General features: G+C 69.7%; 17 protein-coding genes. 8 read left to right on the forward strand and 9 right to left on the reverse strand.

Translation table 11 applies throughout. The annotated features are described in order from the left end of the window. Positions 1–17: 17 nt before the first annotated feature. Both ACQEU1_RS18220 and ACQEU1_RS18225 read left to right on the forward strand, forming a co-directional pair. The gene (locus ACQEU1_RS18220) at positions 18–470 is read left to right on the forward strand and encodes a ribose-5-phosphate isomerase (protein WP_433202717.1); all 453 of its coding nucleotides are present in this window, start codon (positions 18–20) and stop codon (positions 468–470) included. After that, positions 463–1,263 carry an Fpg/Nei family DNA glycosylase gene (locus ACQEU1_RS18225; RefSeq protein WP_433202720.1) on the forward strand — a complete coding sequence of 267 codons (801 nt, stop codon included), beginning with the start codon at positions 463–465 and terminating at the stop codon, positions 1,261–1,263. Before ACQEU1_RS18220 ends, ACQEU1_RS18225 begins: the two co-directional genes overlap by 8 nt. An 80-nt stretch (positions 1,264–1,343) precedes the next feature. Here the strand turns inward: ACQEU1_RS18225 and ACQEU1_RS18230 are convergent, their stop codons facing one another. The 5 genes from ACQEU1_RS18230 to ACQEU1_RS18250 form a co-directional block, all read right to left on the reverse strand. Further along, the gene (locus ACQEU1_RS18230; protein WP_433202723.1) at positions 1,344–2,087 is read right to left on the reverse strand and encodes a hypothetical protein; all 744 of its coding nucleotides are present in this window, start codon (positions 2,085–2,087) and stop codon (positions 1,344–1,346) included. Between the two features lie 57 nt (positions 2,088–2,144). Continuing rightward, a complete protein-coding gene (locus ACQEU1_RS18235; RefSeq protein WP_433202726.1) occupies positions 2,145–3,353 on the reverse strand; it encodes a GNAT family N-acetyltransferase in 1,209 nt (402 codons plus the stop codon). A gap of 41 nt (positions 3,354–3,394) precedes the next feature. After that, positions 3,395–4,747, reverse strand: coding sequence for an aldehyde dehydrogenase family protein (locus tag ACQEU1_RS18240; RefSeq protein WP_433202729.1), 1,353 nt, complete (start codon positions 4,745–4,747; stop codon positions 3,395–3,397). Between the two features lie 1,103 nt (positions 4,748–5,850). Further along, positions 5,851–6,690, reverse strand: coding sequence for a DNA-3-methyladenine glycosylase family protein (locus ACQEU1_RS18245; RefSeq protein ID WP_433202732.1), 840 nt, complete (start codon positions 6,688–6,690; stop codon positions 5,851–5,853). A 49-nt stretch (positions 6,691–6,739) separates the two neighbouring features. Continuing rightward, positions 6,740–7,348 carry a mycothiol-dependent nitroreductase Rv2466c family protein gene (locus tag ACQEU1_RS18250; RefSeq protein WP_433202735.1) on the reverse strand — a complete coding sequence of 203 codons (609 nt, stop codon included), beginning with the start codon at positions 7,346–7,348 and terminating at the stop codon, positions 6,740–6,742. Positions 7,349–7,509: 161 nt separating this feature from the next. Here ACQEU1_RS18250 and pepN point away from each other — a divergent pair, with 161 nt between their 5' ends. The 3 genes from pepN to ACQEU1_RS18265 all read left to right on the forward strand — a co-directional run bounded on the left by pepN (position 7,510) and on the right by ACQEU1_RS18265 (position 12,492). Beyond that, a complete protein-coding gene (pepN, locus tag ACQEU1_RS18255; RefSeq protein WP_433202738.1) occupies positions 7,510–10,071 on the forward strand; it encodes an aminopeptidase N in 2,562 nt (853 codons plus the stop codon). A gap of 82 nt (positions 10,072–10,153) precedes the next feature. Beyond that, positions 10,154–11,869, forward strand: a complete 1,716-nt coding sequence (locus tag ACQEU1_RS18260; protein ID WP_433202741.1) for a GNAT family N-acetyltransferase — start codon at positions 10,154–10,156, stop codon at positions 11,867–11,869. Beyond that, positions 11,866–12,492: a GNAT family N-acetyltransferase gene (locus ACQEU1_RS18265; protein ID WP_433202744.1), complete on the forward strand. Its 627-nt coding sequence runs from the start codon at positions 11,866–11,868 to the stop codon at positions 12,490–12,492. The genes ACQEU1_RS18260 and ACQEU1_RS18265 overlap by 4 nt, the downstream gene beginning before the upstream one ends. Before the next feature lie 52 nt (positions 12,493–12,544). Here the strand turns inward: ACQEU1_RS18265 and ACQEU1_RS18270 are convergent, their stop codons facing one another. Genes ACQEU1_RS18270 through ACQEU1_RS18280 form a run of 3 tightly spaced genes read right to left on the reverse strand, consistent with a single transcriptional unit; the run spans position 12,545 to position 14,479 of the window. Then, positions 12,545–13,024, reverse strand: coding sequence for a DUF5130 family protein (locus ACQEU1_RS18270; RefSeq protein ID WP_382445426.1), 480 nt, complete (start codon positions 13,022–13,024; stop codon positions 12,545–12,547). Continuing rightward, positions 13,011–13,256 carry an aa3-type cytochrome oxidase subunit CtaJ gene (gene ctaJ, locus ACQEU1_RS18275; RefSeq protein WP_433202747.1) on the reverse strand — a complete coding sequence of 82 codons (246 nt, stop codon included), beginning with the start codon at positions 13,254–13,256 and terminating at the stop codon, positions 13,011–13,013. The genes ACQEU1_RS18270 and ctaJ overlap by 14 nt, the downstream gene beginning before the upstream one ends. Before the next feature lie 20 nt (positions 13,257–13,276). Then, positions 13,277–14,479: an MFS transporter gene (locus tag ACQEU1_RS18280; RefSeq protein WP_433202750.1), complete on the reverse strand. Its 1,203-nt coding sequence runs from the start codon at positions 14,477–14,479 to the stop codon at positions 13,277–13,279. Positions 14,480–14,749: 270 nt separating this feature from the next. Between ACQEU1_RS18280 and ACQEU1_RS18285 the strand changes: the two genes are divergently transcribed. Further along, positions 14,750–15,379, forward strand: coding sequence for a DUF2345 domain-containing protein (locus ACQEU1_RS18285; protein ID WP_433202753.1), 630 nt, complete (start codon positions 14,750–14,752; stop codon positions 15,377–15,379). Positions 15,380–15,403: 24 nt separating this feature from the next. Here ACQEU1_RS18285 and ACQEU1_RS18290 read toward each other — a convergent pair whose 3' ends face one another. Beyond that, positions 15,404–15,976: an HNH endonuclease gene (locus ACQEU1_RS18290; protein WP_382445422.1), complete on the reverse strand. Its 573-nt coding sequence runs from the start codon at positions 15,974–15,976 to the stop codon at positions 15,404–15,406. Positions 15,977–16,224: 248 nt separating this feature from the next. Here ACQEU1_RS18290 and ACQEU1_RS18295 point away from each other — a divergent pair, with 248 nt between their 5' ends. Both ACQEU1_RS18295 and ACQEU1_RS18300 read left to right on the forward strand, forming a co-directional pair. After that, positions 16,225–18,321, forward strand: coding sequence for a prolyl oligopeptidase family serine peptidase (locus ACQEU1_RS18295; protein WP_433202757.1), 2,097 nt, complete (start codon positions 16,225–16,227; stop codon positions 18,319–18,321). A gap of 35 nt (positions 18,322–18,356) precedes the next feature. Further along, positions 18,357–19,238, forward strand: a complete 882-nt coding sequence (locus ACQEU1_RS18300) for a mechanosensitive ion channel family protein (RefSeq protein ID WP_433211564.1) — start codon at positions 18,357–18,359, stop codon at positions 19,236–19,238. Positions 19,239–19,248 lie beyond the last annotated feature (10 nt).

Consider the following 19,248-nt stretch of genomic DNA (forward strand, 5'->3'; position numbering starts at 1 on the left):
GTGTCAGACTCCGTGACGTGCGCGTTTATCTGGCAGCAGACCACGCTGGCTTCGAACTGAAGTCCCACCTGTCCACGGCTCTCACCGAGCAGGGCTACGAGGTCGTCGACGTCGGCGCCCACGAGTACGACGCCCAGGACGACTACGTGTCGTTCTGCGTCGACGCGGCCGAGAAGGTCGTCGCGGACCCCGGCAGCCTCGGCGTCGTCATCGGCGGTTCCGGCAACGGCGAGCAGATCGCCGCGAACAAGGTGAAGGGCGCCCGCGCCGCGCTGGCGTGGAACATCGACACCGCGCAGCTCGCCCGTCAGCACAACGACGCGCTGCTCGTCGGCATCGGCGCCCGCCAGCACACGACCGAGGAGGCGACCGAGATCGTGTCGGCGTTCCTGCGGACCGAGTTCTCCGGCGAGCCGCGGCACCAGCGCCGCATCGACCAGGTCTCCGCCTACGAAGACAAGCGTGCCTGAGGGCCACACGCTGCACCGCCTCGCGCGGCTGCACCAACGCCGGTACGCGGGCAGGCCCGTGACCGTGACCAGTCCGCAGGGACGTTTCTCGGCGTCCCTCGTGGACGGTCGCACGCTGGTCCGCGCCGAGGCGCACGGCAAGCACCTCTTCCACGTCTACGGCCCGGACGCGATCGTGCACGTCCACCTCGGCCTGTACGGGACGTTCACCGAGTCGCCACTGCCGGTCCTGCTGCCGGTCGGCCAGGTCCGGATGCGGATGGCCGGCGAGACGCACTGGACCGACCTGCGCGGCCCCACGGCGTGCGAGGTGCTCAACAAGGACGAGGTCAAGGCGATCCGCGAACGGCTCGGGCCCGACCCGTTGCGCCGCGACGCCGACCCGGACCGCGCCTACGAGAAGATCATCCGGTCGAAGCAGTCGCTCGCCGTGCTGCTGATGGACCAGAAGGTCCTCGCGGGCGTCGGCAACGTCTACCGCGCGGAGGTCCTGTTCCGGCACAACGTGAACCCGTTGCTGGTCGGCAACAAGGTCAGCCGCGAGCTGTGGGACGTGCTCTGGGCCGACCTGGTCGTGCTGATGAAGGACGGCGTGAAGGTCGGCCAGATCAACACCGTCCGGCCCGAGCACATGCCGCGCGCCATGGGCCGTGCGCCCCGCGTGGATCGGCACGGCGGTGAGGTGTACGTCTACCGCCGTGCCGGGGAGCCGTGCCTGGTCTGCGGCACCGAGGTCAGGACGGCGGAACTGGCCGCCCGCAACCTCTTCTGGTGCCCTGTCTGCCAACCCTGAAGATCAACTTCGGGTTGGGGGTGGTGGTGACTTTTCGGGTGCGGCTGGAAAGTGCTCAGTTCGTGAGCACTTTCCGCTGATCAGAAGTCGAAGCCGCCGCCCATGTCGCCGAAGTCGAATCCGCCGGTGTCGCCCATGTCAGCGCCACCCACGTCGCCCATGCCGACGTCTCCCATGCCGGCGTCGCCCATGCCCATGTCGCCCATGCCGTAGTCGCCGACCCCGTGCATGCCGGAGAACATGGCGTCCATCAGCAGGAACGTGCCCACGCCCCATGCGCCGGCCACGAGCGCGGGCTTCCACCACGGCTCGGAGTACCAGCCACGAGGCACCGGGCGTCCGGCGACCATGCCACCGGGGTAGTAGTAGGGCGTGCCCTGGCCGGAGTGCGGCGATGCAGCGTACTGGTGGCCTTCGACGCTGACCTGACGGTCCTCGCTGACGGCACCCGCCTGCTTCTGGCCCGCGCTCTCGGGCAGCGCGGGGCCGGGGTCCATGCCCATCGCCTCGCGCGCGGCCCGCACGTAGTGCAGGCCTTCCATCGCGGTCTCGGTGACCAGCTTGGCCTGCGGAATCGTCCGGGCCTGCTCCATCTGGGAGCCGGCGGCGGTGAAGCGCTCGGAGGCGTCGGCGAGGGCCTGCGTCGACGCGGAGTTGCTGCCGGTGAGGCTCATCACCTGCCCGCCCAGCCGCTCGACCCACCGGCGGGCCTCCGCCTTGGCGTCGTCGAGCTCCCGCGCCTTGCGCGCGTTGCTCTGGCTGACCAGGTAGAACACGCCTGCGATCAGCAGCACGAGTACGACAATCCACACGACGGTGCCCACAGCTTTACCTCCCACGGCAGGTAAACCGTCAACGAGCAAACACGGCCGTGAGTTCCGTCAGAACACTTCTGGGCAATGCGGCTCACGCACACCCAGGAACGCGATCGTGAGTGCGTCGACATGTCCTGGCGTGTGCTCGACCACGCGGTGTGCGCGACTGAGCACGGAAAGCCGTGCGCCGCCGAGGAAGGCACTGCCGAGCGCGGCGATGTCGAGCGTGACGTCCGCCGGGTCCTCGGTCCTGGTGACCACGGCCTCGCCGCCCTTGACGGTGAGCCGCCAGTGGCCGGTGTTCCACGGGCAGAGCGGGTCCTCGACCGCCAGCACGCTGTCCACATCGGACGAGTAGCGGCGCAGCGGGAGGGCGCGGTCGAGGTCGACGATCCTGATCCACAGCGCGTCGGTGGCCTCGCGGCGCACCTTCCGCGCGTTGTCGACCATGTGCAGGATCGGGTCGTCCCAGGCGGTGTAGAAGGAGATCTCGCCGGCGAGGTCCATGTCGAGCAGGTACCGGTAGAGGTCGGCGTAGGCCTGGTCGGTCTCGCAGACCAGCTCGCGCACGTGCAGTTCGTGCGCGGGGCCGCCCGGTTCGCTCTTGTAGTTCACCCGGAAGACCACGTAGCCCTCGGGGTGCAGGCAGTAGCGGTAGGAGCTGAGCCCGCCGCGGTCGCCCTCGCGGTCCGCGAGCTGCACGTCCCAGGTGGCCTCGACCCGGCTGAGGAAGCCCGGTCGCGTCTTGCGCACCCGGTCGTAGATCTCGCGCATGACGGGCAGCGCTTCTTCTCGTGACACCTGACGGATCCGTGTGTCGCTCACGTGCACACCAGCGTGGAACGGCATACGCGTCGGCATCGTCAGCATGGCGAGGCTCGTCGTGTACTCGCCGTACCCGTACCTGCGGTAGATGCTGCCTTCGGACGCCCACAACATCGCGATCGACTCACCGCCGTCGTGCATGCTGTGCAGCTGCGTCTTCATCAACAACGACGCCACGCCACGGCGCCTATGGCCGGGTTTCACCGAGACGACCGTCACGGCACCGGCCGGTGCCTGCCGATCACCGGGAACGGTGAGTTCACGAGTCAGGATTCCGGCGGTGCCGATCATCTCGTCGCCGTCGAACACGGCGTGCGCCCGGTCGTGCTCCAGGACCTTGAGCCACTTGCTGTCCTCACCCATCGCGTCGGAGAGGAACGCCGCCGCCATGACCTTCTGGAAGTCGTCGACGTCGGACTGGGTGATGGTCCTGATGCTCAACTCGGTCATACCGGCAGTGATACCCCGGTGTGACGCCGATCGCAGCTCAATTACCGCTGGACCGACTTGACCTCGCAGAACTCGTCCAGCCCGAACCGCCCGAACTCACGGCCGTTGCCCGACTGCCGGTACCCGCCGAACGGCGCGCGCGTGTTGAACGCACCACCGTTGATGTCGACCTGCCCGGTGCGCAGCCGCTTGGCGATTTTGAGAGCACGCTCGGTGTCCTTCGAGAACACGGCGCCCGCCAACCCGTAGACCGTGGAGTTGGCGATGCGCACCGCGTCGTCTTCGTCGGCGTACGGCATGACCGACAACACCGGCCCGAAGATCTCCTCCTGCGCGATCGTCATCTCCGGCGTGACCCCGCCGAACACCGTGGGCGTCACGTAGAACCCTTGCGGCAACGGCGCTTCCGGCCCACCCGCGGCCAACACCGCGCCTTCCTCGACACCCTTGCGGATGTACCCGACCACCCGATCCCGCTGCGCCTTCGAGACAGCAGGCCCGATCCGCGTGGACGGGTCACTCGGATCGGCCGAGGTGTACTTCTGCGCGGCCTGGGCGGCGAGTTCCAGCGCCTCGTCATGCCTGTCGGCCGGCACGAGCAGGCGAGTCCAAGCGCTGCACGCCTGCCCGTTGTTCATGAACGAGTTGGCCACGGCGATCTTGACCGCCCGGCCGAGATCCGCGTCGTCCAGCACGATGCACGCCGACTTGCCACCGAGCTCGAGCGCGACCCGCTTGACCGTCTCCGCCGCCACCGCCGACACCCGGCGCCCAGCCTTCGTGGAGCCGGTGAACGACACCATGTCCACGCCGGGATGCTTCGCGAGGGCCTCGCCGACGACCGGCCCCGTGCCGTGAACCAGCCCGAAGACACCAGTCGGCACGGCGGCGGTGACGATCTCGGCGAGCAGGTCCGCGGTGCGCGGTGCGAGCTCGCTGGGCTTGAGCACCACGGTGTTGCCGGCGGCCAGCGCCGGAACGACCTTGGCGACCATCTGCTGCAGCGGGAAGTTCCACGGCGTGATGGCGGCGACCACGCCGACCGGCTCGCGGAACACCAGCGAGTTGCCGATCTCCTCCGGCTCGAAGTAGCCGCCCTCCAGCACCTCCGCGACACCTTCGGCGATGGCGACGGGGTTCGCCGCCTGCACCTTCTGGCTGAAGGTGAGCGGGGTGCCCATCTCCTCCGTCATGGCGGCGGCCAGCTCGGGGGCGCGGTCCTTCAGGCCGTCGATGATCCCGCGGACCGCCTTGGCCCGTTCGGTCACCGAGGTCTGGGACCAGGCCTCGAAGGCTTCACGCGCGGTGGCGACTGCTCGGTCGACGTCGGCAGGGGTGCCCTCGGGGAGAGTGCGGATGACTTCCTCGGTGGCGGGGTTGACGACCTCGATCACGGCAGGCCTCCAGGCGGGTTGTGACACCAGTTCGCTGACTTCGGCCCAGCCTGTCACATCCGGTGGAGGTGGTCACGTTGGAGAGGTGGAAGGGGAGGTCGGGGCTCGGTGGGGTGAGGGGCGGGACGAGAGGCCGGGAGTTCAGAGTCGGGGGGATGAAGGGCAGGCCGGGCGGAGAGGCGGGTGGGCTGGAGGCGGGGCGGCCTGGAGGCGAGGCGGGCTGGAGGCGAGGTAGGCCGGAAGCGGAGCAGAGCGGCACGAGGCGGAGCAGGGGGTGGCGACCCGACGGCGGGGCGAGGCGGGGCGGAGCGAGGTGGGGCGGAGCGAGGTGGGGCGGAGCGAGGTGGGGCGGGGCGAGGTGGGGCGGGGCGGCGGCAAGACGAGGCGGGGCAAGAGATCAAGGGCGGGAGGCCGGCGGAACGCGGAACGCGGGAGGCGGGACTCGGGAGGCGGGAGGCGGGAGGCGGGAGGCGGGAGGCGGGAGGCGGGAGGCGGGAGGCAGGAGGCAGGAGGCAGGAGGCAGGAGGCAGGAGGCAGGAGGCAGGAGGCAGGAGGCAGGAGGCAGGAGGCAGGAGGCAGGAGGCAGGAGGCAGGAGGCAGGAGGCAGGAGGCAGGAGGCAGGAGGCAGGAGGCAGGAGGCAGGAGGCAGGAGGCAGGAGGCAGGAGGCAGGAGGCAGGAGGCAGGAGGCAGGAGGCAGGAGGCAGGAGGCAGGAGGCAGGAGGCAGGAGGCAGGAGGCAGGAGGCAGGAGGCAGGAGGCAGGAGGCAGGAGGCAGGAGGCAGGAGGCAGGAGGCAGGAGGCAGGAGGCAGGAGGCAGGAGGCAGGAGGCAGGAGGCAGGAGGCAGGAGGCAGGAGGCAGGAGGCAGGAGGCAGGAGGCAGGAGGCAGGAGGCGCAAGCGGCAAGGCCGATCACCGGCGAGCCCGGTCACCGACAAGCCAGCGGTGAGCCGGGCCAACAGCAAGCCGTGCCAAAAGCAAGCCGCGCCACCGACGAGCCTGGCCAGCGACATGCCCGGCCAGCAGCAGGCCCCACCAGCGCCAAACCCAAGCCCTGCCAGCGGGCGAGCCCGATCAGCGGCGAGCCTCACCGGCGGCGAGTCCGGTCAGCATCCGGTCGGCGCCGCCCCTGCCAGCCGGCGTTCCCTCATCGCGCGCAGGTGCACCGCGGCCCAGGTCCGGTACGGGCGCCACGCCTCCGACACCTCGGCCAGCGGGCGGCCGTACAGGTGAGCCACCTCGTCGGTGAGGCGGGCCTCGTTGTGCGGTGCGGCGTCCGGGGCGTTGGCGCCGCGCAGCACCACCAGCTCGGCCGCGAACGGTCCCAGGCCCTTCACCTGTTGCACGGCCAGTACGGCGGCGGCCGGGTTCATCGCGCGCAGGGTTGCGCCGTCCAGCACGCCGTCCAGGGCTGCTTCTGCCACCGCTCGCAGGTACTCGGGTTTGCGGCCCGGTAGGTCGAGGTCGAGCGTCAGGAGTTCGGCGGGTGTGGGGAACACGCCGTCGCGCAGCAGCGAGGCCTTCAACACGGCCGCCTGGGTCATGCGGATGCGCTGGGACAGCACCGACCAGGCTGCTGCCTCGTACGGCGAGTAGAAGCCGCACGGGCGTAAGCCGGGCAGAGCGGACTGGGCGGCGGCGATCACCGGGTCACGTGACCCGACGTCCGGCCAGGCTCTGCCGTCCACGTCCAGCGCCAGGAAGCGGCACACCTGGGCCGCTGCCGCGTCCAGGTCGCCCTGGCCGGAGAGCGACAGCCGGGCGGTGGGGCCGCGCTGGGTCACGGAGACCTCGGCACGGCGCCACTCGCCCTCGACCAGGAACGTCGCCCGCAGCGCCTCTCCCTCGCGCGCGGGCAGTGCGGAGGGGGTGAAGCCCTCCCAGAACATCCTGGACGTCGCCAGCGACCAGGGGCCCTGAACTGCGACTTCGACGTGGTGTGTCATGTCTGAGGACGCTAGCGAGGACCCCTGACAGAAAATCGGCTTTGACGGCTCAGCTGAAGTCCAGGTCACCCGTCCGAGTGCGCTTGAGCTCGAAGAAGTACGGGTAGGAGGCGAGCAGCTGGGCGCCGTCGTAGATCTTGCCCGCCTCTTCGCCGCGCGGGATCTTGGTCAGCACCGGGCCGAAGAACGCGACGCCGTCGATGTGGATCGTGGGCGTGCCGACGTCCATGCCGACCGGGTCCATGCCGCGGTGGTGCGACGCCCTGAGCTCTTCGTCGTACTCCGTCGAGGTGGCGGCCTCCGCGAGCTCGGCCGGCAGGCCGGCGTCGGCGAGGGCCAGCTCGATGACCTCGGTGAAGTCCTGGTTCTTCTCGTTGTGGATGCGCGTGCCCAGCGCCGTGTACAGCTTCGGCAGCACCTCGTTGCCGAACTTCTGCTCCGCGGCGATCGCCACGCGGACCGGGCCCCAGCCCTTGGTCATGAGCTCCTTGTACTGCTCGGGCAGGTCACGGCCCTCGTTCAGCACCGCGAGGCTCATCACGTGGAAGCTCAGGTCGATGTCGCGGACCTTCTCCACTTCGAGGATCCAGCGCGAGGAGATCCAGGCGAACGGGCAGAGAGGGTCGAAGTAGAAGTCGACCTTCGCCTTGTCGGTCATGCGTGCCCCTTAAGTCTCTGTGGACGGTTATCGCCCCATCAGCCCAACGAGATCACCCTGTCATCTCTTCCCGTACGCCGGTTCCGTGATTGGATGCGGGAGTCATAACCATTCCCGACGACGTCAGCGCGTAACCAAACGCGTGGCAGACGAGGTGACCAGTGGCCGCGCCCAACCTCACCCGCGACCAGGCTCAGGACCGTGCTGAGCTGCTGGAAGTGGAGTCCTACCGGATCGAGCTGGACCTGACCGACGGCGGCGGAAAGCCGGGTTCGGACACGTTCCGCTCCACCACCACCGTGGTGTTCCGCAGCCGGACTCCGGGTGCTTCCTCGTGGATCGACATCGTGGCGGCGACCGTGCACCGCGCTGTGCTCAACGGAGCCGAGCTCGACGTCTCCGGCTACCGCGAGGAGGACGGCGTCCCGCTGCCGGACCTCGCGGAGACCAACGAGCTCACCATCGAGGCCGACTGCCGGTACATGAACACCGGCGAGGGCCTGCACCGGTTCGTCGACCCGGTCGACGGCGGCGTGTACCTGTACTCGCAGTTCGAGACCGCGGACGCCAAGCGCATGTTCGCGTGCTTCGACCAGCCCGACCTCAAGTCCGTCTACTCGATGAAGGTGACGGCGCCGCACGACTGGAAGGTCATCTCGAACGGCGAGATCATCGCCACCGAGGACGGCGAGGGCGGGGCGGACGTGCACACGTTCTCCACCACCAAGCCGATGTCGACCTACATCGTGGCCCTGGTCGCCGGTCCCTACGCCGAATGGCGTGACGAGTTCGTGGAGGGCGACTTCAAGATCCCGCTCGGCCTCTACTGCCGCGCCTCGCTGGCCCCGCACATGGACCACGAGCGGCTGTTCACCGAGACCAAGCAGGGCTTCGGGTTCTTCCACAAGGCGTTCGGGGTGCAGTACCCGTTCGGCAAGTACGACCAGTGCTTCGTGCCGGAGTTCAACGCGGGCGCGATGGAGAACGCGGGCTGCGTCACGTTCCTCGAGGACTACGTCTTCCGCAGCCGCGTCACCCGCTACCTCTACGAGCGCCGCGCCGAGACCGTGCTGCACGAGATGGCGCACATGTGGTTCGGCGACCTCGTCACCATGCGCTGGTGGGACGACCTGTGGCTGAACGAGTCGTTCGCCACCTGGGCGTCCGTGCTCGCGCAGGCGGAGGCCACCGAGTACCGCCAGGCCTGGACGACGTTCGCGAAGATCGAGAAGTCGTGGGCGTACCGGCAAGACCAGCTGCCGTCCACGCACCCGGTCGCCGCGGACATCTCCGACCTGCAGGCGGTCGAGGTCAACTTCGACGGCATCACCTACGCCAAGGGCGCGTCGGTGCTCAAGCAGCTCGTCGCGTACGTCGGGCTGGAGAACTTCCTGGCGGGCCTGCGGGTCTACTTCGCCAAGCACGCCTGGGGCAACGCGACGCTCGCGGACCTGCTGGGCGCGCTGGAGGAGGCGTCCGGCCGCGACCTGTCGTGGTGGAGCGCGCAGTGGCTGGAGACGACGGGCCTCAACCTGTTGCGCCCCAAGTTCACCGTTGACGCGGACGGCAAGTTCACCGAGTTCGCGGTGCTGCAGGGCGGCGCACGTCCGGGTGCCGGCGAGCTGCGCACGCACCGCATCGCGATCGGCGTCTACGACGACGACGGCAGCGGCAAGCTCGTCCGCACGCACCGCCACGAGTTGGACGTGACGGGTGAGCGCACCGAGGTGCCCGAGCTCGTCGGCGTGCACCGCGGCAAGATCGTGCTGGTCAACGACGACGACCTCACGTACTGCACGATGCGCCTCGACCCCGACTCGCTGGCCGGGTTGATCGACCACATCTCCGACATCGCCGAGCCGCTGCCGCGCACGCTGTGCTGGTCGGCCGCGTGGGAGATGACCCGCGAGGCCGAGCTGAAGGCCCGCGACTTCGTGAACCTGGTGCTCGGCGGGCTCGGTTCGGAGTCCGAGGTCGGTGTGGTGCAACGACTTCTGCTCCAGGCGCAGACCTCGCTGTCGTCCTACGCGGACGACTCGTGGCGCGCGGAGGGCTGGCGCCGGTTCGTGGCGAAGGCCCTGGAACTGGCGCAGGCGGCCGAGCCGGGTTCGGACCACCAGCTGGCGTTCGTGAACGCGCTGGCGTCGTCGGTGCTCGACGAGTCCACCGCGGAGGTGCTGCGCGGCTGGTACGACGGCTCCGCGGGGCTCGAAGGCCTCGAGGTCGACACGGACCTGCGCTGGCGCCTGCTGCAGGCGCTGGTCGCGCACGGCAAGGCGGACCTGCCGGAGATCACCGCCGAGGAGGAGCGCGACCCGACCTCCACCGGTCACCGCCGGGCCCAGTCGGCACGGGCGCTGCGCCCGACCACCGCGGCCAAGGACGAGGCGTGGGACCGCGCCGTGAACGACGACGAGCTGCCGAACGCGGTCAGCGAGGCGATCATCGCGGGCATCTCGCACCCCGGCCAGAAGGAACTGCTCGCGCCGTACGTCACCCGCTACTTCGCCGACGTGAAGGGCGTGTGGGACCGCCGCACCTCCGAGCGCGCGCAGTCGATGGTCGTGGGCATGTTCCCGGCGTGGTCGATCACGAAGTCCACTGTGGAGGCGGCGGACGCGTGGCTGGCCGACGAGCACCCGCCGGCCCTGCGCCGGCTGGTGTCGGAGGGGCGTGCGGGCATCGTGCGCGCGCTGGCCGCGCAGGAGTTCGACCGGTCCTGACGTTCTTGCCCGGGAGGCCCCGTAATGCGTTCGCGCGTTGCGGGGCTTTCCCATAGTTTCGGGCGGTCTGGAGGAGGTCCCGGTGGCGCTGCCGATCCGCTACGAGGTCGTGCGCAGGTGGGTCGACGACGAGGACGTCGTCGAGGAGGTCCTGGCGCGGGTCGTGGACGTCGACGGGCTGTTCGAGGACGTGACGCCGGCGCCGCGGGGCCGGCTCGTGCTGCGCGGGTTCACCGGCGGCACGATCAACGGTGACGTGCAGCTGGAGGTCCAGGGGGCGCCGGACAACGAGCTGTGGCGGCTGGCCGATCTGGTCGTGCACGCCGAACTGGACGGCGGTGATCTCGTCGCCACGGCCACCGCGACCTGCCTGCTCGACAGCGAACGTCTCGGGCCGGAGCCGCGGTTCACGTTCTTCCAGAACTCCCGGGAGGTCGGCACCTGCGTTGCGGTGGAAGGACTTCCACGTGAGCATCGCGGGGTGGCGCCGCCGGTGACGTTGATCGGGTGTGACACGCCAGAGCTCATCCGGCCCGGCAAGCCTGATGGCGCACGGGGGCCGTACGTCGGGTTGCGCGCGTTGGATCGCGACGGGCGGGTGATGGAGCACGCCGGGGTGTCGTTGGACGTCGTGTCGGTGAGTCCGTCGGCGGTCGGTGAAGGGCTCTTCGACGTCGTGCTGGACCAGTCAGGGGACGCCTGGCACATCGCCGAACGGCCGGTTCCGGCGGCACGGGCCGCCTGGCGGATCTGGATGGAAGGCGTTCCCCCGCAACGGAACCTGTGGGCGCCGCTGTCGGGCGAGGGCCGGATGTGGTGGAACGAGATCGCCGCCAAGGCCCGGCGCAACCGGCCCGTGGCGGGCGTGCACGACGTGGACGGCACCTATGCCACCGACGAGTGCGGTGTGCATCTCGCGTTGAGCGAGGCGCTGGTCGGGCCCGGCGACTACCTCGGGAGCGTGCACAGCATCACCGGCGCGTACGAGGAGTGGTGGTTCGTTCCCGGGATCACGCTGGTCTGGCACCACCCGGAGGTGGCGCTGGAATCGGTGCCCGAACACTTCTTCGGACTGCTGAAGTACCTGCGGCGCAACGGTGTCGAGGTCCACTTCGAACCGTCCGAACCGGACTTCACCGACCGCCTGGACCGGGCCGTCGAGGTCGGCGCGCTGGTCGACCGCTGGGTCACGGGCTGGGCCAGGGCCGCGGAGATCGACCCGCCGGACGCGTTGCTCGACAACTGGCACCTCTGGACGGATCTGCCCGGCCGGGCCGAGGAACGCCTGCTGACCGGCGACGCGCTGGTGTCCGAGCACGCCGAGGACGTCGAGCTCAACCCCGCGGCTGCCTGGCTGACCGTGCCGACGGACTTCCCGGACGAGGTCGGCCGGGAGGTCGAGGACGCCGGGCTGGTGCTGCGCGAGCAGGAGACGTTCATGCGGCGCGGCCTCTTCGACCACCCCGCACCGAAACCGCCGGACGGCTACGAGGTGCGGGTGACGCCCGGCGACGTGATCGAGGTCGTGGTGACGTGCGACGGCGTGGAGGCGGCGAGCGGGCGGATCGCCGTCGTGGGCGAGGACGCCGTGCCGCACCGCATCGAGACCGCACAGGAGCACCGGCGGCGCGGGCTCGGCAGCGTCGTGATGGGCGCGCTGACCCGGGAGGCGGTCAAGGCGGGCGCGTCCGAAGGGCTGCTGGTCGCCAGCGCGGACGGCCGGCACCTGTACCGGAAACTGGGCTGGTACACGATCTGCGACGTGGTCACCGCGTCGAACGGCAAGGGGGACGCATGATCGGCGAGCTGGTGGAGCGCTGGCACCGGGGCTGGATCGCGGCGGACGGGCTGACGTCGTCCTACCGCGACGGCTACCTGGTGGTGCACGTCAACAGGCCGCACCGGGTGCACGAGTGGATCGCGACGAACGACGCGGTCGGCGAGCTCGCCGCGGTCGTGGCCGCCGCGCCGGAACCGAGCTGGCTGAGCGTGCCCACCCACGAGCCGGAGAAGGTCATCGCGGAGATCGAGGCCGCCGGCCTGGTCGTGGCGCGCCCGGACGAGACCTTCATGCGACGGTCGCTCGCCGGTCACCCCGCCCCGGAGCCGCCGTCCGGGTACGCGGTGGAGATCACGACGGACCCGGTGATCAAGGTGCGGGTGCTGGCCGGCGACGAGGTAGCGGCCAGCGGGCTGATGGCCGTGGTCGGGGAAGACGCGGTGGCCCACCGGATCGAGACCGCGGAGGAGCACCGGCGGCGTGGGCTCGGCAGCGTCGTGATGGGCGCGCTGGTGCGGGAGGCGAGCAGGAACGGGGCGACGACCGGGTTGCTGTTCTCGTCGACCACGGGCGTGCACCTCTACCGCAGCCTGGGCTGGGAGCGGATCTCCGACCTCGTCGTGGCGCAGAACCAGGCCTAGAGAAGCGGAAACGCCCCCGGCAGGTCACCGGGGGCGTTCAAGGAAGCGTTGATCAGGAACGGGGCGCGGCGCCCGCCTGGTCGGTCAGCATGCGCAGGCCCGACACGAGGCCGCCCGCGAGGTCGCCCTCCTTGAAGGACGCCACCATGCTCATCACCGCGAGCTTGGCGCCGCGGTCGGCGAGCCTGCGGTGGGACTCCTCGCCCGTCACGATCTCCACGACGCGCTCGCCCGGCGACACGGCCACGAGGACGTGGTGCGAGGGACGCTCGGTGGAGCCGTGCAGCTCCTGCGCGCGCTCGTGGGCGTTCGCGCCCAGCTCGCCCAGGTACACGCTGAAGTCGAGGCCCGTGGAACGACTGGAGAGCGTCAGCGCCTCGTCCAGCTGCGCGAGCTGGGACGGCGTGAACGGCAGCTCCGGCGCGTGCGGCTCGTACATCTTCGCCACGGACACCCGGCCGCTGTTCGTCACGACGGCACCGAGCGGCAGCGTCGACGGGTCGACGGCCTCGATCGCCTTACCAGTTGCCACGTGCGCCTCCCTTGGCGGTCGAGCCTGCGGTAGCGGGCTCGGCGGCGCTGTGGTGGTCCGCGCTCAACCCGGCAGGGTTAGCGCTCCACCACACCGGGGCGTAGCCCCACTCCTGGCCGGGCCGGTACCGGGGAATCCGGGTGGCCTTTGGCCTCACCGTCAGCAGCGTGATCACGCCGTAGATCGCCAGCGGGATCAGCGCGAAGACGAGAACGGTCTCCACGATGGTCACGGCGGGTACGGTAGCCGAACTCAGCCGCGCGTGAGCGGCCGGGCCAGCAAGATCGCGGTGAATCCCACGATCGAGCCCGCCACGACGTAGACGGTGCCGAGCGAGGTGGCCTGCGCTAGCGGTCCGGCGAGGCCCGCCCCTAGCGGCGAGAGCCCCCAGGCCAGCACCCGATAAGCGCTGGTCACGCGGCCCATCATCGGGCCGGGCGTCAGTCGCTGGCGGCGGGTCGCGGACAGCACGTTCCACCCTGCGGACGCCAGGCCGAACAGGACGCACGCGAGCACGGCCACCGTCAGCCACGGCGTCGCGCCGAACAACGCGAACGCGCCGCCGAGCAGGAACAGGAACCCGACCATGACCCGGCCGGCGCCCCACCGCGCCGCGAGCCGCGGGGACAGCCGGGCGCCTAGCAGAGCACCGGCCGCCATGCACACGACCAGGAACGGAACCACCGGTTCGGCGAGGCCGAGTACCTGGATGGAGTAGAGCGCCAGCATGGCGTTGATCGCGGCCGCGCAGACAGCTGTGATTGCAACGGCAACTACCAGTGACCGCAGGCCAGAGGTCTGGACCAGGAACCTGGCCCCCGCGACGAGCTGACCTCGAAGATCACCGCGAGATCGTTCCGGAGCGACGTCCGGCACGCGGGAGACGAAGATCGCCGCGACGGCGAACGAGAGCGCGTCGAGCGCGAAACAGGCCGCGGGTGCCCACCAGAAGAGCGCGGCGGCGGCGAGCGGACCGGCGAGGTCCATACCAATGGTCTCGACCGTCACGAACCGGCCGTTGGCCGCCTCCAGGTCACCCTCGCCCGCGAGGTCGACCAGCAGCACCTGGGACGCCGAGTCCGCGAACGTCTCGGCGGACGTCAGGACGAAAGCCGTGGCGCACAAGACGACGACCGTGGCGTGTCCGGTGTGGACGGCCAGGGCGAGCACTCCGGTCACCCCGGCGCGCAGCCAATGCGCCACGACGACAACGGATCTGGGTCTCCAGCGGTCGACGAGCACGCCGGCGGGCAGCGCCACGAGCAACCACGGCAACGCGAGCGCGACGGCGACCGCGGACACCGCGAGCGGGCTGCGGGTCGTCGCCGCCGCGTACAACGGCAGCGCGACGATGCGCACGCCGTCGCCCACGAGCGACACCGCCCAAGCAGCGGTGAGCGCTCGGAAACCCCGTCCATGCACGCCTTTTGCCGTATGACGCACGTCACGTTCCATCAGATTGAACGCTACAGAGCGTGTCCATACCGGCCAGTAAGGGCAATGAGTGCTCTCGTGCGGCGCAGCGGTTACACCCGGTCAGGCCTCACCCGGTCGGAGGCGAACGGGTGCCGGTTTGGGGTCTTGTTCCCGGATCACCCACCTCTTAGCTTTTCACCTATACGGGTCTTGCGCACCCGCCCCTGACGAGTTGGAGGACACAAAATGTTCACGATGACCCGCCCCCAGGCCGTGACCTTCACTCTTCCGAGCTACAAGGACGATTCAGTGCGTATCACCGCCAGTGACTCCGTCCGGATCACGATGGACGACTCCGTTCGGATCACCGCGTCCGATTCGGTGCGCATCACGGCGTGCGACTCCGTCCGCATCACGATGGCAGACTCGGTGCGCATCACGGCGAGCGATTCGGTCAGGATCACGATGGACGACAGCGTCCGGATCACGGCCCTCGACGACTCCGTCCGCATCACCGCCCGGCAGGACTCGGTCAGGATCACCGCGCGTGAGGACTCCGTGCGGATCACCATGGACGACTCGGTGCGCATCACGGCCCAGGACTCGGTCCGCATCACGATGGACGACAGCGTCCGCATCACCGCGCACGACGACTCGGTGCGCATCACGGCGCACGACGACTCCGTCCGGATCACGGCTCACGACGACAGCGTGCGCATCACGGCGCAGCAGGACTCCGTGCGCATCACGGCCGAAGACTCCGTGCGCATCACGATGGACGACAGCGTGCGGATCACCGCACACGACGACTCCGTCCGCATCACCGCGCACGACGACAGCGTGCGCATCACGGCACACGACGACTCCGTGCGCATCACGGCTCACGACGACAGCGTGCGCATCACCGCACGCCGCGACGACTTCTCCCTCGCGGCCTGACCCGTCCCATCGGGAAGCTGCAGCTCAGGCCGCCGGCTCACCCAGGTACGGCAACCACTGCGGATCAGCCTCGGCCACGCCGGCGAGCAACCGCCAGTGCGGGCCACGCGGCGCCGCCGGAACGACGCGCAGCCGCCAGCCCAGTTCGGACAGGAGCTTGTCCGCCTTGCGGTGGTTGCACTTCGCACAGCAGGCGACGCAGTTGGTCCAGGTGTGAGGCCCGCCACGCGAGCGCGGCACGACGTGGTCGATCGTCTCGGCCCGCCCGCCGCAGTACGCGCAGCGATAACGGTCGCGGTGCATGAGCCCGGCACGGGTCATCGGCACGCGGCCGCGATAAGGAACGCGCACGTAGGAGCTCAGCCGGATCACGGACGGCACGAGCACCTCGGACTTCGACGAGTGCAGCACCAGCCCGGAGGCGTCTCCGTGCACGACTTCGGCTTTGCCGCACACCACCAGCACGACCGCGCGGCGCAGTGACAACGCCGTGAGCGGCTCGAACGTGGCGTTCAGCAGCAGGACTTTGCGTCTTCCCCAGGGGTAGACCGCCGGCGTCGGACCGGAACCTCCCCCGTCTCGATCCCCATCCGGCACCGCCCGCAGCTCGGGCTGATTTCGGCATGGGAGGACCGTCGGCGCCGTCTCGCCTGGTAGCGAGCCGCCGATAGGGGTCGGTTGTCGGTCTGGCACGCGACCACCTCCACCGGTTCAGCCATAGGAGACCACACTTACCAGGAAAAAATCACGTGTGATAAGTGACGCGTCACGGATGTGTGATCGAACCTGGGGTTAACCAGCTCCCTATCGGAGATGGTTTTCAAGAGCCCGCTACCCTTGACAAGGTGACAGAGGCTCCTTCCACTCCACTGCCTGCGACGATCACCTACCCGATCGCCGAGCGGCTGAACATCGCCGAGCAGATCCACGGGCGCACCGTCGCCGACCCGTACCGGTGGCTCGAAGACACGCAGGACCCCCGCACCGCGGAGTGGTCACGGCAGCAGGACGTGCTCACCCGGTCCTGGCTGGACGCGATGCCCGGCCGTGAACGCCTGGGCGCGCGCCTCAAGGAGCTGATGCGCACCGGGTCGGTGTCCACTCCGGCGTTCCGCGCGGGCAGGGCGTTCTTCACCCGCCGCGGCCCCGAGCAGGACCACCCCGTCGTGATGGTCCGCGAGACCGACGGCACCGAACGCGTGCTGTTCGACGTGAGCGCGCTCGACCCGTCCGGCCGGACCACGCTCGACAGCTGGTCCCCCAGCCTCGAGGGCACGCGCTTGGCGTACCAGGTGTCCGTCGGCGGCGACGAGCACTCGTTGCTGCACGTCATCGACGTCGAGACCGGCGAGCACATCGAGGGCCCGATCGACCGCTGCCGCTACTCCTCCATCGGCTGGCTGCCCGGCGGCGAGGAGTTCTTCTACGTGCGCCAGGTCGACCCGGCGCTGCTGCCCGAGGACGAGAAGCTCTTCCACCGCCGCGTGTGGCGTCACCGCGTCGGCGCGGACCCGGAGACCGACCTCAACGTCCACGGCGACGACCAGGCGCACACCTTCTACTACTCGCTCACCGTCTCGCAGGACGGCCGCTGGCTGGTCGTGAGCGGCGCACCGAGCACGTTGAAGCACGACTCGGTGTGGATCGCGGACCTGAACGGCGACCAGGCGCTCAAGCCGATCGTGCTGACCGAGGACGGCGTGCAGTGCTCGGCGTCGGTCGCCCGTGACGGCAGGCTCTACCTGCACACGAACCACGGCGCGCCCCGGCAGCGCCTGTGCGTGGCCGACCCGGAGCACCCCACCGAGTGGACGGAGCTCATCGCCGAGGAGCCCGACTCGGTGCTCGACGGCGTGCGCTGGTTCGACGGCGACCTGGTCGTCCTGCGCACCCGGCACGCGGTGTCCGAACTGCACCTGCACGACGCGGCGACCGGCGCGCACCAGCGGGAGATCCCGCTGCCCGGCCCCGGTTCGCTGCACGGCATGTCCGTTGTGGACGCGCGCACGGAGAGCGACCAGGACGCGTTGTGGTTCGGGTGGACGGACTTCGTCACGCCGCAGTCGATCTTCCGGTTCTCGAAGACCACCGGCGAGACCGTGCTGCACGAGGCCGCACCCGGCCGCGTCGAGCTGCCCGCCGTGACGACGCAGCAGGTCGCGTTCACGTCCAAGGACGGCACGACGGTCCGGATGTTCGTGGTGAGCGGAGAGCAGAAGCCCGACCTGCCCCGTCCCGCGCTGCTCACCGGCTACGGCGGCTTCGCGATCGGCCGCGGCCCCGGCTACAGCGCGACGACGCTCGCGTGGGTCGAGGCGGGCGGCGTGTGGGTGCACGTGTCGTTGCGCGGCGGCGACGAGGAGGGCGAGGAGTGGCACCTCGCCGGCATGCGCGCCAACAAGCAGAACGTGTTCGACGACTTCCACGCCGCCGCGGAACGCCTGGTGCGCGACGGCTGGACCACGCCGCAGCAGCTGTCGATCATGGGAGGCTCCAACGGAGGCCTGCTCGTCGGCGCCGCGCTCACGCAACGGCCGGAGCTCTACGCCGCCGTGGTGTGCTCAGCGCCACTGCTCGACATGGTGCGCTACGAGAAGTTCCTGCTCGGACGGTTGTGGGCCGACGAGTACGGCAGCGCAAGCGTTTCCGAGGAACTGGGCTGGCTGCTCTCCTACTCGCCATATCACCAAGTGGTAACGGACGTTGAGTATCCTTCGGTGTTGTTCACGGTGTTCGAGTCGGATTCTCGTGTGGACCCCAACCACGCCAGGAAGATGTGCGCGGCGCTGCAGCACGCTTCGTCAAGTGATCCGACCAAGCACCCGGTGCTGATCCGCCGCGAGACCGAGGTCGGTCACGCGGGCCGGTCAGTCAGCCGGACGGTGTCTCTCGCCGTGGACCAGCTGACGTTTCTCGCGAATGCCACCGGCATGGAGTTGTAGGAGGGCACGACCACGTGACCAGTCCCGTGGATGACATCTCGGACAAGACCGCGCAGGCGGTCGGGTTCTTCGAGAAGTACGGACCCGACATCATCGCGGGCAGCATCAAGATCGTCCTGATCCTGATCGCCGCCTTCATCCTGCGGGCCATGCTGCGCAAGGTCATCGACCGGATCACGACGCCCGGCAGGGAAGGCAGGAAGCCGGGCCTGCTCAAGCCGTTGCGGGAACGCGCTCCGCAGGCGCTCGGGAACCTCATCTCCGAGCGCCGCGAGCAGCGCGCCCGCACGATCGGCTCGGTGCTGAAGTCGATCGTCACGATCATGATCTTCGGGATCGCGTTCCTCGAGATCCTGATCGTGGTGAAGCTCGACATCACCCCGGTGCTGACCTCCGCGGGCATCCTGGGCGTCGCCATCGGTTTCGGCGCCCAGAACCTCGTGAAGGACTTCCTCGCCGGCATGTTCATGCTGCTGGAGGACCAGTACGGCGTCGGTGACGTCGTGGACCTCGGCCCGGCGACCGGCACCGTCGAGGCGGTCGCGCTGCGCACCACCACGATCCGCGACACCGGCGGCACGGTCTGGTACGTCCGCAACGGCGAGATCCTGCGCGTCGGCAACTCGTCGCAGGGCTTCGCGGTCGCCGTCGTCGACCTGCCGCTGAGCTACGGCGCGAACCTCGCCGAGGCCACCAGGGTGCTGGAGCGCAAGGTCGACGAGGTCGCCGACAAGGACCCGCTCAAGGCCGACATCACGGCCAAGCCCGAGGTCCTCGGCGTGGAGAAGTTCACGCCGGAGAACATCACCCTGCGGGTGACCGCGAAGACGCGCCCCGGCCGTCAGTGGGCGGTCCAGCGCAACCTGCGCGCGCAGCTCATGCCGGCGCTGGAGGAAGCGGGCTTCACCGCCAAATAGGTCAAACCCG

This window comes from Lentzea sp. CA-135723, assembly GCF_050936595.1.
Classification (GTDB): Bacteria; Actinomycetota; Actinomycetes; order Mycobacteriales; family Pseudonocardiaceae; genus Lentzea.